General features: G+C 47.2%; 12 protein-coding genes. 4 read left to right on the forward strand and 8 right to left on the reverse strand.

The features are described 5' to 3' along the window. Window positions 1-307 precede the first annotated feature (307 nt). The 8 genes from AC0LWT_RS16065 to dnaA all read right to left on the reverse strand — a co-directional run bounded on the left by AC0LWT_RS16065 (window position 308) and on the right by dnaA (window position 10,282). A complete protein-coding gene (locus AC0LWT_RS16065; protein ID WP_474682280.1) occupies window positions 308-1,375 on the reverse strand; it encodes an HD-GYP domain-containing protein in 1,068 nt (355 codons plus the stop codon). An 84-nt stretch (window positions 1,376-1,459) separates the two neighbouring features. Continuing rightward, window positions 1,460-3,940, reverse strand: coding sequence for a DNA gyrase subunit A (gene gyrA / locus AC0LWT_RS16070; RefSeq protein WP_474682281.1), 2,481 nt, complete (start codon window positions 3,938-3,940; stop codon window positions 1,460-1,462). 52 nt (window positions 3,941-3,992) lie between these two features. Next, complete coding sequence (gene gyrB / locus AC0LWT_RS16075; RefSeq protein ID WP_474682282.1) at window positions 3,993-5,909, reverse strand: DNA topoisomerase (ATP-hydrolyzing) subunit B; 1,917 nt, start codon at window positions 5,907-5,909, stop codon at window positions 3,993-3,995. A gap of 36 nt (window positions 5,910-5,945) precedes the next feature. Further along, complete coding sequence (gene remB / locus AC0LWT_RS16080) at window positions 5,946-6,194, reverse strand: extracellular matrix regulator RemB (protein WP_474682283.1); 249 nt, start codon at window positions 6,192-6,194, stop codon at window positions 5,946-5,948. A 5-nt stretch (window positions 6,195-6,199) separates the two neighbouring features. Next, window positions 6,200-7,318: a DNA replication/repair protein RecF gene (gene recF / locus AC0LWT_RS16085; protein ID WP_474682284.1), complete on the reverse strand. Its 1,119-nt coding sequence runs from the start codon at window positions 7,316-7,318 to the stop codon at window positions 6,200-6,202. A gap of 28 nt (window positions 7,319-7,346) precedes the next feature. Continuing rightward, window positions 7,347-7,562 (reverse strand): S4 domain-containing protein YaaA, encoded by a 216-nt coding sequence (yaaA, locus tag AC0LWT_RS16090; RefSeq protein WP_474682285.1) that lies wholly within the window; start codon window positions 7,560-7,562, stop codon window positions 7,347-7,349. A 12-nt stretch (window positions 7,563-7,574) separates the two neighbouring features. Beyond that, on the reverse strand, window positions 7,575-8,717 hold the full coding sequence (gene dnaN, locus AC0LWT_RS16095; RefSeq protein ID WP_474682286.1) for a DNA polymerase III subunit beta: 1,143 nt from the start codon (window positions 8,715-8,717) through the stop codon (window positions 7,575-7,577). Window positions 8,718-8,914: 197 nt separating this feature from the next. Next, the gene (gene dnaA, locus AC0LWT_RS16100) at window positions 8,915-10,282 is read right to left on the reverse strand and encodes a chromosomal replication initiator protein DnaA (protein ID WP_474682287.1); all 1,368 of its coding nucleotides are present in this window, start codon (window positions 10,280-10,282) and stop codon (window positions 8,915-8,917) included. Window positions 10,283-10,908: 626 nt separating this feature from the next. Between dnaA and rpmH the strand changes: the two genes are divergently transcribed. The 4 genes from rpmH (at window position 10,909) to jag (ending at window position 12,983) form a co-directional block, all read left to right on the forward strand. Continuing rightward, window positions 10,909-11,043: a 50S ribosomal protein L34 gene (rpmH, locus tag AC0LWT_RS16105; RefSeq protein WP_163947939.1), complete on the forward strand. Its 135-nt coding sequence runs from the start codon at window positions 10,909-10,911 to the stop codon at window positions 11,041-11,043. Window positions 11,044-11,182: 139 nt separating this feature from the next. Then, complete coding sequence (gene rnpA / locus AC0LWT_RS16110; protein ID WP_474682288.1) at window positions 11,183-11,542, forward strand: ribonuclease P protein component; 360 nt, start codon at window positions 11,183-11,185, stop codon at window positions 11,540-11,542. Window positions 11,543-11,613: 71 nt separating this feature from the next. Next, window positions 11,614-12,369: a membrane protein insertase YidC gene (gene yidC, locus AC0LWT_RS16115; RefSeq protein WP_474682289.1), complete on the forward strand. Its 756-nt coding sequence runs from the start codon at window positions 11,614-11,616 to the stop codon at window positions 12,367-12,369. Then, entirely contained in the window at window positions 12,366-12,983 is a 618-nt protein-coding gene (gene jag, locus AC0LWT_RS16120) for an RNA-binding cell elongation regulator Jag/EloR (RefSeq protein ID WP_474682290.1), read from the forward strand. Before yidC ends, jag begins: the two co-directional genes overlap by 4 nt. Window positions 12,984-12,988 lie beyond the last annotated feature (5 nt).

The following is a 12,988-nucleotide window of genomic DNA, read 5'->3' on the forward strand; positions in this document are numbered from 1 at the left end:
TGACGAGATTTTGCAATCTCTTGTTTTGGTTGATTGCTCAACCTTGCTTCTTCACTCGTTGTTCAGTTTTCAAAGAACAATTTCTTTCGTTCGCATCGCCGTCTTTCGAAGGCGACCTAATCAATATATCACATTCGCCTACTTGATTGCAAGTACTTTTTTTAAATTCTTTTTTTGCAATCTCGCGGTCTTAAAAGCGACAAGGAGTAATATATCAAAGATAGATTGCGAATGCAAGCTTTTTTTGAAAAATTGTTTTCTAATTGAAAAAAGCCCTATCAGCGATAAGGCTCTCACATCTATTATTTTATATTGCACCGAGTACGTCCTGAATAAACAGACTTCTTTCCGTAGCCAGGTTGACGATGGTGCCATTGATGTTCACCCATGGCCGGGTCGGATGGGCACGATCGGAAAACACGATTTCGCCCACACGATTGTCACTGAGCTTTACAAGCGTTCCGTTGCTAATTTGAGTGGACTTATTGATGAACACTTGAACAAGCGTCGGATCTACTTTGCCGAACGATTCAGTAAACAGCTGCTCCAAAACCAAATAGGGAGACAAGGCGATTTTGTAGAAGCGATCGTTTGTCATAGCGTGAAAAATGTCTGCGATAGCGACTATTTTGGCATAGATGTGAATTTTGTCGCCTTTGACGCCTAAGGGGTAGCCTGACCCGTCTTCACGTTCGTGGTGCTGAAGTGCGCTAAGCTTTACGCCCTCGTTGATGGCCGTCATATTTTTGAGCACATTATAGCCGATCAGCGTATGCTGCTTGATTTCGTCCATTTCGGAACGGCTCAAGGCTTGTCTTTTTTCTAAAATGGAATAATCGATTTTCGCGTTGCCGATATCGTGCAAAAGTCCGGCAAGGGCGACTTGCATCAATTCTTTTTGAGGTAAGCCGTGCCATTTGGCTAATGAGTACGAGGTTAAGCTGACCATAATGCTTTTATGGTACAAGTAGTCCTGAAGGTTGGGGGTTTTGGGCGCAAAAGTCAGCACCTTATAGGCATCGATATGTTGAATCAGAGCTTCCAGCCTTGTGCGGATATCAAGAATGGGAATCGTCTGCCCCCCGCTGACAAGATGAAATACGCGCCGCAGCAAAGCTAACATATTTCGATATTCGATAAAAAAAGGATGGGCGGTTGAACTTTCAACCGGTTTACCCTCTTCCGCAACCGGCTCTGGCTCGGCGCCCGCCTGAGGCTCGATCCACACCGATTGTATAAGGAACGCTTTTAAAATCTCTATGTCTTTCTCCGTAAGCACCTTACCTTTGTAAAAAAGGGTGTTGCCCAGCTTCGTTACAACGTTATCGCCAAGTTTTTCTCCATCTTTTAATTGAGTAACGGCTACTGTCGGCACAATATTCACTCACCTTACTAAAGTTGATCTACTTGATATTGTAAAGTAAAAGGGATGGGTTTGTAAGCCCCCATCCCAATAAAATTATTGTTGAGTTTCCGACGAATCGTTGTTATCTTCTTCGTCTTCATCGTTTTGTTCCTCATTTTTTTGAACGCGGGCAAGCGTTCCGACCTCATCGTCCTCGCGAATGTTGATCAAACGGACGCCCTGCGTGTAGCGGCCCATGATTGAAATGCCGGACATACTTGTCCGGATTACGGTGCCGGACGCGGTAATGATCATGAGGTCTTCATCGTCCTGAACGACTTTGAGCCCAACCACAGGGCCGTTTTTCTCCGTTACGTTCAAGGTTTTGATTCCTTTTCCGCCGCGTGTCTGAATTCGGTATTCGGCAACAGGCGTTCGCTTGCCGAACCCTTTGGAAGTTACGATTAAGACGCTGTTATTCTCATGGACGACGTCCATATCAATAACGGCATCGTCTTCATCCAAGTGAATGCCTTTCACGCCCGTAGCGGATCTGCCCATCGAACGAACGTCCTGCTCAGGGAAGTGAATGGACATGCCGAGTTTGGTCCCCATTATGATGCCCTGATTGCCGTCAGTCAATTTCACGCCAATCAAATCGTCGTCTTCGCGCAGGTTGATGGCGATTAGGCCGCCTTTGCGAATATTGGAGTAGTCGTTTATCGGCGTTTTCTTCACAATACCTTGCTTGGTTGCAAAGAAGATGTATTGATCCGTCTCAAAGCCTTCAACCGGGATTACGGCGTTGATCGTTTCGCCTTGCTCGATTTGAATCAAGTTGATGATCGGCGTTCCCCGCGCAGTTCTGCTGAGATCCGGGATCTCGTATGCTTTTAAACGATACACTTTGCCTTTGTCCGTGAAGAACATGAGGTAGTGGTGTGTATTTGTCACGAACAAATGTTCTACAAAATCATCGTCTTTGGTATCCATGCCGACGACTCCGCGGCCCCCGCGCTTCTGGCTGCGGTAGGTAGATACAGGCAGACGCTTGATGTAGCCGGTATGCGTAATCGTAATGACGACATCTTCACGGGGGATGAGGTCTTCATCTTCGATGCTTTCCTCGCCGATTGTAATTTCAGAACGACGATCGTCCGCATATTTATCTTTGATTTCATTCAATTCTTCGCTAATGATCGCAAGAATAAGCTGCTCATCTGCAAGAATAGCCTTGTACTCGGCGATCTTCTTCATGAGCTCGGCGTACTCCGCTTCGATCTTCTCACGCTCCAAGCCGGTCAAGCGCTGCAAGCGCATATCGAGAATGGCTTGAGCCTGTTCGTAGCTCAGATTGAACGTGTTGATCAGGCCTTCTCTTGCTTCTTCCGCCGTCTGAGACGCGCGAATCAACGCGATAACCTGATCCAGATGGTCAAGCGCAATCCGCAAACCTTCGAGAATATGAGCGCGCGCTTCCGCTTTTCTCAAATCATACTCGGTTCTGCGGCGAATCACTTCCTGCTGATGTTTGAGGTAGTAGTGAAGCATCTCGCGCAAATTCAGAACGCGAGGCTGACCATCCACCAACGCCAGCATAATAATACCGAAGTTGGACTGCATCGCCGTCTGCTTAAACAAATTGTTAAGCACAACGCTTGGATTCACGTCACGCCGGAGTTCGATGACAATCCGCATCCCGTTGCGATCGGATTCGTCGCGCAAATCGGTAATGCCGTCGATTTTTTTCTCGCGGACGAGCTCGGCGATTTTTTCAATCAATCTGGCTTTGTTCACCTGATACGGCAGCTCGTTCACGATAATTCTGGCCTTGTTGTTGTTCTCCTCGATCAGCGTTTTGGCGCGCATAGTTACAGAGCCGCGGCCTGTGGAGTACGCTTGCCTGATGCCTTCGCGGCCAAGAATATATCCGCCCGTAGGGAAGTCCGGCCCTTTGATTGCCGACATCAGCTCAAGCGGGCTGACGCTTGGATTGTCGATCATCATCTGAATGCCTTCGATAACCTCGCGCAGGTTGTGCGGCGGTATGTTCGTAGCCATACCGACGGCAATACCCGAGCTTCCGTTAACGAGCAAATTTGGAAAACGGGAAGGCAGAACCGCAGGCTCGCTCTCCTCGCCGTCATAGTTAGGCACAAAGTCGATCGTCTCTTTGTTGATGTCGCGGAGCAGTTCCATCGCGATTTTGGATAGACGCGCCTCCGTATAACGCATCGCCGCGGCAAAGTCTCCGTCAATGGAACCGAAGTTGCCGTGGCCGTCTACCAGCATGTAGCGAAGGGAGAAATCCTGGGCCATCCGCACCATCGTCTCGTACACAGCCGAATCCCCGTGAGGATGATATTTACCGATGACTTCGCCGACGATTCTGGCCGATTTTTTATAAGGCTTGTCGGGGGACATCCCCAGCTCGGACATCGCAAACAGGATACGGCGATGAACCGGCTTCAAACCGTCCCTGACGTCCGGCAGCGCGCGGCTGACAATAATGCTCATCGCATAATCCAGGAAGGATGTGCGCATTTCCGTACCGATATCGATTTCTTTGACTTGCGAATGTAATTCTTCGCTCATGAATGTTCCTCCTGAAAGCTTACATCATATGCAACGCCTAAGACGTCGAAAATTAGAAATCCAAGTTTTTTACGTATTTCGCATGCTCTTCGATAAAATCTCTTCGCGGCTCTACGTTGTCGCCCATCAGCGCATCGAAAATCGCATCCGCCTCAATCGCGTCGTCGATCGTCACCTGCAGCAGCGTGCGGCTTTCCGGGTCCATAGTCGTTTCCCACAGCTGCTCCGGATTCATTTCGCCCAAACCTTTGTAACGCTGTACGTTCACTTTCACGCTGTCGCCGAATTCCTGCATAATGGCTTCACGCTGCTTGTCGTTATAGGCATACCGCACCGTCTTGTTGCGTTCCAGCTTGTAAAGCGGTGGTTGGGCAATGTAAACATAGCCGTATTCGATCAATTTTTTCATGTATCTGTAAAAGAAGGTAAGGAGCAGTGTCCGAATGTGAGCGCCGTCGACATCGGCATCGGTCATAATAATGATTTTGTGGTAACGGGCTTTCGTAATTTCAAAATCATCGCTGATGCCCGTCCCGAATGCCGTAATCATCGCGCGAATTTCGGTATTGGACAAAATGCGGTCCAACCGCGCTTTTTCCACGTTCAAAATTTTTCCGCGCAGCGGAAGAATAGCCTGGAAGTGGCGGTCCCGCCCTTGCTTAGCCGAACCTCCCGCGGAGTCGCCTTCCACGATGTAAATTTCGCTGATGGAAGCATCCTTGGATGAGCAGTCGGCGAGTTTACCCGGGAGCGAACTGACTTCCAGGGCGCTTTTACGGCGTGTAAGCTCTCTGGCTTTACGCGCGGCTTCCCGGGCTCTGGCCGCCTGGATGCCTTTTTCCACAATTTTTTTGGCGACGGCAGGGTTCTCATCCATAAATTCCTGCAATTTCTCGGCAAACAAAGACTCGACAATACCGCGAACCTCGCTGTTTCCGAGCTTGGTCTTCGTCTGTCCTTCGAATTGCGGCTCCGGAATTTTCACGGAGATGATCGCTGCCAAACCTTCGCGCACATCGTCGCCGGAAAGATTGGAATCGCTCTCTTTGATGGAGTTGCTCTTGCGCGCATACTCATTCAAAATCCGGGTTAACGCGCTTTTAAAGCCGGATTCGTGAGTTCCGCCTTCGTGCGTGTTGATATTATTCGCAAACGAGTAAATATTCTCCGTATAGCTGTCGTTATACTGCAGCGCGATCTCGATCGAAATATTATCCTTCGCCCCTTCGACATAGATCGGCGTCTGGTTGACGGCCTCGCGGTTGCGGTTCAAATACTCGACAAAGGAGATAATGCCGCCCTCGTACATGAAAGTGTTGGTTGTGTCCGTACGCTCATCCAGAAGGTTGATTTCGATCCCTTTGTTCAAAAATGCAAGCTCGCGAATTCTCGATTGGAGAATGTCGTAATCGTATTCGGTCGTTTCCTTGAAAATTTCCGGGTCCGGCTGAAACGTAACCGTAGTTCCGGTTTCTTCCGTTTCGCCGACGATTTTAACATCGTATTGCGGCGTGCCGCGGCGGTACTCCTGCTGGTGAATTTTACCTTTAAGCTTAACCTGGACGATCAGTGATTCGGACAGCGCATTGACGACAGAGATACCTACTCCGTGCAGACCGCCTGACACTTTATATCCCGAATCCTCCCCGCCGAATTTACCGCCGGCGTGAAGAACGGTGAGCACGACTTCAAGCGTCGGTCTTTTCAGCTTGGCATTCTCGCCGACCGGAATTCCCCGCCCGTTATCGATAACGGTGATGCTGTTGTTTTTGTGAACGATGACGTCGATCTTCGTACAAAATCCGGCCAAAGCCTCGTCGATACTGTTATCGACAACCTCCCACACGAGATGATGAAGACCGCGGGAGCTGGTTGACCCGATATACATACCAGGCCGTTTGCGAACCGCCTCTAAGCCTTCCAGTACCTGAATCTGATTTTCATCATACGTATTTTGATTCACAGACATGTTATGCTTCACCTGCTTTTTTATAGTCAAAACCGGTTAGTTCGTTAACAACTGATGAGCTCGTTTCTTAAGAGTGGTGGATGAAATGGGAGAATAATAAACTTTGTTCTTCGTAACGACGAGCGATTTGCATTCTTCCTCGCCGATGTGCTCTATGTGTTTATTTTTGCTCGCCTGCTGAATAAACTGCTTCGATATTTTGGAAGACTTCTCGATTGAGATGTCAAAAATAGCTATCAGTTCGGAAGCTCTAATAATCTTCTCGCCACCCAGATGAATAAACAAACTTATCAGCTCCTGCCGCTTACATTTCCTTTCAAAACATGGAACACGGAAGCATGGTCCAGCTTATCCATATGAACGCTATCCAGACCTGTCGTCGTAATAAAGGTTTGCACTTTTTGTTGAAACGTCCGGATCAATTGGGTTTGCCTGTATTCATCCAGCTCGGAGAGCACATCGTCGAGCAGCAGCAGCGGATATTCGCCTACTTCCTCGTGAATGAGCTCAATCTCAGCCAGTTTAAGCGATAGCGCCGTCGTCCGCTGCTGCCCCTGGGAACCGTATGTCTGCGCTTCTTTGCCGTTGATGAAGAAAAGAAGATCGTCGCGATGAGGACCGACAAGGGTTACGCCTCTGCGGAATTCCTGTTCTTTGACCTGTGTTAACTTTATCATAAATTGTTCTAATAAAACAGTTTCATCTTCAAACTCGTGCATTTCGAACGATGGGGAATAGCGAATTCGCAGCTCCTCATTGTTGTCGGTAATTCCCCTGTGAATCGTTTCCGCCCATTGCTGCAGCTTCTTAATAAAGTTTTGACGCTTTTTCATAATTTTAACACCATACTGCGCTAATTGTTCGTTCCAGACGTCCAGCATGGCATCGGGGGCGCCTTTGGAAGGGCCTGTTTGCTTTAAATAATTGTTCCGCTGCAGCAGTATTTTTTGATATTGCGACAAATCGTACAAATAGGAGGGCTGAACCTGGCCGATCTCCATATCCAAAAAGCGCCTTCTGACGCCGGGCGTCCCCTTGACGATTTCCAGATCTTCCGGGGCGAACATGACGACATTCAGGGCTCCGATAAAATTGCTCAACTTTTTTTGTTCGAGCCCGTTGATCCTCGCTTTTTTACCTTTGCCCGAAATCGCGAGATCCAGCGTGCAATTCCCGTAGCGCTTGGTGATCTCGGCGTGCAAATGGGTATGATCCTGATTCCAGCCGATCAGTTCTTTGTCCTGATGGGTGCGGTGCGATTTGGTCATCGCAAGGACATAGATCGATTCAAGCAGATTCGTTTTACCCTGTGCGTTGGGGCCGACAAAGATATTGACGTTGCTGTCGGTCGTCAGTTCGACCTGTTCGTAATTCCGGTAGTGACTCACATGCAGCTTGGTTAAAAACATGGCACATCCTCCTGGGTGCTCGGCGCTGTCAGGAGCTTACCACTTCAAATTGTCCGAAGCCCTCTACAAACACCGTATCATGCGGTACCAGCTTGCGTCCTCTGCGGTTTTCAGCCTGCCCGTTCACTTCGATTTTCGTCTCCTGCACAAAAAATTTGGCTTGTCCACCTGTGGATATGCAGTCGGCCAGCTTTAAAAATTGCCCGAGCGTGATGTACTCGGTGCGAATCCCGATTTGTTTCATCCTGCATCTCCTTTAGTTGGTAGTACGGTAAGGCAGAATCAGTTGAAGAATATTCGATCCGTCTTCCGGCTTGATGATAATTGGCTGCATAGCGCCGGTAAATCCGATGTGGATAAACTCCGAGTCGAGCACTTTCAGCGCGTCCAGCATGTATTTGGAGTTAAACGAGATGCGCAGCAGCTCTCCGGTAATCCGCTGCAAATTAATTTGCTCGGTAACTTTGCCCAGCTCGGAGGAAGTCGATGAAATTTCGATCGTTTCGTCCTCGCGCATGATCATTTTCACAATATTCGATTTGTCTTCTCTGGAAAGCAGGTAGGCGCGGTCGATCGCTTCCGCAAGCCCTTTGGTCGGAACGACCATTTCCGTTTGAAAAGACTGGGGAATGAGCTTGGAAGTATCAGGATAAGTACCGTCCAAAATACGGGAATAAAAAAGAATCGAATGAATTTTGAATAAAACCTGATTGTCCGAAATAACAATATCGATAAGAGAGTTTTGATCAGGCAAAATTTTGCTTAATTCAACCAACGTTCTTCCGGAAATAACAATATTTTGAAGGTTTTGCGCCGTTTCATTGTCGATCGTTACTTCTCTGCTGGCCAATCGATGGCGGTCGCAGGCAATAAACTTCAGCTTGTCGCCGGTAATGCTCCACAATACGCCTGTAAGAATCGGCGTCGACTCGTTGGTGGATACGGCAAAAGAAGTTTGCTTGATCATCGTTTTCAACAGATCGCTTGGCAGGCGGATCATTTTGTTTTCTTCGATTTGCGGCAGCAGCGGATACTCTTCAGGATCCAGTCCCATTATCTGAATTTCGGAAGAGCCGGAGCGGATTGTCGTTTGGAAATGGTGGCCGACTTCGATTTCTATAATTTGCGAAGGCAGCTTGCGAATAATTTCCACGAAAAATTTGGCCGGCAGCACAACGCTCCCCGATCGGAACAGCTCGATAATTTTCATCGTGCCGTTCTCGGTAGGGGTAAAGCTTTGAATCGAAATGTCGGTATCGCTTGCGGTTAAGGTGACTCCGCTTGAATTGGCATCTATTTTGATTCCCGTAAGGATCGGAATGGTCGTTCTGCTTGAAATCGCCTTGGAAACGTGACCAATGGATTCGATCAATTGATCTTTGAGTATCGTTAATTTCATAAGTTCACTCCTGCGGTTCTTTTTTTCGATGCGAAGCATATTTATACATAATAACATTTTTTAAATATTTTTAGTAATAGCAGTAGGGCGCCTGAGTATGTGGATATGTGGATCAATCGTTCAAAAATCAAGCCTATCCACATGTGAATAGATTGTGCATAGGCTTAAGGCTATTGTTTATGATTTCGGAAAACTTGTTAGGAAGACGGATTTTTAATCTTCTCGGTCAAATTGTGAATGATTTTATATAATTCCTGATCGGCTTTCAGCGATTCGGTTATTTTCTCGTGCGCGTGGATGACTGTCGTATGGTCGCGGCCGCCGAAATTTTCGCCGATTTTCGGCAAAGAGAAGTCCGTCAGCTCCCTGGCCAAGTACATGGCGACCTGCCGCGGGAAGGCAACGGCCTTGGTCCGCTTCCGCGCTTTGAAATCCTCCAGCTTTAATCCGTAAAATTCGCCGACCCGCTGCTGAATGTCCTGAATCGTGATGACCTTAGGCCGGCTGGACGGAATAATATCCTTCAACGCTTCGGCCGCCAAATGAACGCTGATATCCTGATTGATCAAAGACGAATAGGCAACTACCCGAATCAATGCGCCTTCAAGCTCGCGAATGTTCGTATCGATCTGGTTGGCTATGTAATTCATGGCCTCGTTGGGAATTTCGAGATTTTCGGCTTTCGCTTTTTTGCGCAAAATAGCGATCCGCGTCTCCAGATCCGGCGGCTGAATGTCGGTGATCAGCCCCCATTCGAAGCGCGAGCGCAGCCGGTCCTCCAGCGTAGGAATTTCCTTGGGCGGACGGTCGCTGGAAATAATAATTTGTTTGCCTTCTTCGTGAAGGGCGTTGAATGTATGGAAAAATTCCTCCTGCGTTCCTTCTTTGCCGGCGAGGAATTGAATATCGTCAATGAGCAGCACGTCGATAGATCTGTATTTATTGCGGAAATCTTCCCCGCGGTTGTGAAGAATGACCGTATTGATGAATTCGTTCGTGAACTTCTCTGATGAAATATAAAGCACGCGCGCCTTCGGATTATGCTCCAATACATAGTGGCCGATCGCATGCATCAAATGCGTCTTGCCAAGTCCGACTCCCCCGTATAAAAAGAGGGGATTGTAAGCTTTGGCCGGCGCTTCGGCTACAGCGAGCGACGCCGCATGGGCGAAACGGTTCCCGGATCCGATGACGAACGTATCGAACGTATATCTGGCGTTCATCATATTCGTAAAAGTTTCTTCCTGCGAAGTGATCGCCGGGCCCTTGGGAGGTATGACAGTGGCGGCCGCTGCGGGCTGCGCTTTTTGCTCATCGGTTTCGATGACGAACTTGACTTCAACGCGCTTGCCGGTGAAATCGTAGATGGTCCCCTCAATCAGCTTGGTGTAGCGGCTTTCCAACCACTCTCTGGCAAAATTGTTGGGCGCGCAAACAACAACCGAAGCGTCATTGAACACGGTTGCTTTGGTTGATTTCAGCCAAGTGTCGAAACTTGGTTTACTCAGTTTTGTTTGTATAATAGACAAAACTTGCTGCCATAAATCGTTAGTATGGCCTTCCACAGTAATTCACTCCTTCTAAATTCAAACGTGGCATAAGGCCAGCAAGAGGAAATGGTGTCAGAAAAGGATAGGATTTGTCGTTTTATCCACAGTACTAAGAATCGGTTAAAATGACTTATTCTTTAAGAGGGAAAATTGTTCACAATTTTATCCACAGGTTGTTGATAAATCGGAGGGTAACTGGAGTATATCCACAACAGAAACATAACTATCTTATCAAAAGATGACCTGTTAATCAACGGATTGTTTGATATTATCCACAATTTCAAGAAGTTGTGCATAGCTTTTGTTCACAACACAAGATATTGTTGATACCTTGTTAATTTTCGACAAGCTTTGCTTTTTCCGCCCGGCAAATTATGCACAGGTTGTACTTTGGCGAAAAATTTTCGGAAACGGGAAGTCCGGCGGGAGCCCGCTGTGCCAGGAGTCTGTCCGATGAACCACGTAGAAGGTATATATGACGGTATTTATGCAGCCTGAGCGGCATATACAGTCATGTTCAGTGGGTATGCACAAAAGTAGCTCCGTCGGACAGACTCCCAGTTGACTTTTCCTGCTGAAAATGGTTTAATGGTTAGAGAAATTTTGTAGGATGGGATATCCTCATCAAGGAGGTGCTATAGATGGGTCCAACGTTTAACCCTAATACGAGAAAGCGCAAGAAAAACCATGGCTTCCGTAAAAGAATGAGCACGAAGAACGGCCGTAAAGTGCTGAGCGCTCGTCGTCTAAAAGGAAGAAAAGTTCTTAGCGCGTAAAGAGAGGCTCCGAAAGGGGCTTTTTTTTATGCTTGCAAAAAACGAACTGTTTTAATTTGCTTTTTTTCGTTAAGGCTATATGAATAGTGATTTGCAGATGCATAAACTTGGATGCTACCTGTCTGGAGTGTACTTATTTGTGGAAAAAAAATATAGATTGGCCAAAAGAGAAGACTTCGGCAAAGTGTACCGCTACGGGAAGTCGATGGCTAACCATCAGTTTGTTCTATATTATTTGGCGCAGCCGAAGCTGGAGGAGTTTCGCCTTGGCGTATCGGTCAGCAAAAAAGTGGGCAATGCGGTCGTCCGCAACCGTTTGCGCAGAATGATCAAGGAAATCGTAAGATTGAGAAAAGAGAGCATGGTGCCTCATTACGACTATGTTTTGATTGCCCGGAAGCCTGCGGCGGAGATGGATTATCACGAGATGGAGAAGAGTATCGCGCACGTAATCCGCAAAGCTTTTTCCAATAAAAGAAATGAGCCTGTAAAAAAGTAGTGTTTTATTTCCTTGCGGATGAAAGTTGTGGTATAGTTTAACTTGGAAAAGATATATAGGAGGATCTCATTTTGACTCGTCGAATCTATTTGCTTGCCGCAATGGCAGCTATGCTCGTTTTGCTTGCCGGTTGCGCGCCACATACTGCTGCTACAGCACCGATCGATCCTGCTACAGCCGGATTCTTTACCAAGTATTTCGTATATCCTTTATCTGAAACGCTTGACTGGTTCGCCGATCATTTATGGGGTCAATACGGTCTGTCCATCCTGGTTGTAACGATTATTATCCGACTTATTATTTTGCCGTTGACGCTTAAGCAATATAAAAGCTCCAAGCGGATGCAAGATTTGCAGCCTGAGATGAAAAAGCTGAAGGAAAAGTACAAGGACGACGCGAAAAAGCAGCAGGAAGAAACCATGAAGCTGTTCCAGCAAAATGGCGTGAATCCTTTGGCCGGATGCTTCCCGATCATTGTGCAAATGCCGATTCTGATAGCGCTGTATCAAGCGATTATGAGAAATGACCATATCCGTGAACATACCTTCTTATGGTTGAATTTGGGTTCGCCGGATCATCTGTATATACTTCCGTTAATTGCCGCGGCAACTACGTTCGTGCAGCAAAAATTTATGTCCTCGCAAATGAACCAGCAGATGAAAAGCTTGCTGTTTATTTTCCCGGTCATGATTTTCGTCATGTCGATGAACTTTGCGGCTGCGCTGCCGCTTTACTGGATATACGGCAACATCTTCACGATTGTTCAGTCTTACTTTATTTACGGTTCTCCTGGATCTCAAAAAAATAAGGGTGGCCTGTCCAAATGAAAAAAATCGTGGTGACTGGAAAAACCATCGAAGATGCGGTGAAAGCCGGACTCCGTCAATGGAATGTATCTGAAGATCGTGTGAATATTCATGTTTTGGAGCAGCCCTCAAAAGGGCTGTTCGGTTTCATTGGTTCGAAAGAAGGTAAAGTCGAGCTGGAATTGATCCCGGATGCGCTTGAAGAAGCGACCCTTTTTTTACAGGATATTTTCAAGACGATGCAAATTTCCATCACCATAGATCAGCAAAAAGATCGAGAAGGCACCATCTTGAATATGAGCGGACCTGAATTAGGTATATTGATCGGTAAAAGAGGGCAAACTTTGGACGCGCTGCAATATTTGATTAATATTGTGGCGAATCGCTATTCGACTTCGCACATTCGGATTGTTCTGGATGCGGAAAATTTCCGCGAGAGACGGAAGAAGACGCTGGAAGATCTGGCGGTCAGACTGGCTGGCCGCGTGTTGAAATCGAAGAAAGAAGTCATACTGGAGCCGATGAATGCGCAGGAACGCAAAATTATTCATTCCGAACTTCAAGATCATCCGTCCGTGAAAACTTACAGTAAAGGCGAAGAACCGAACCGAAGAGTGGTTATCGCCCTAAAATAACGATC

This window comes from Paenibacillus sp. sgz302164 (assembly GCF_056120505.1).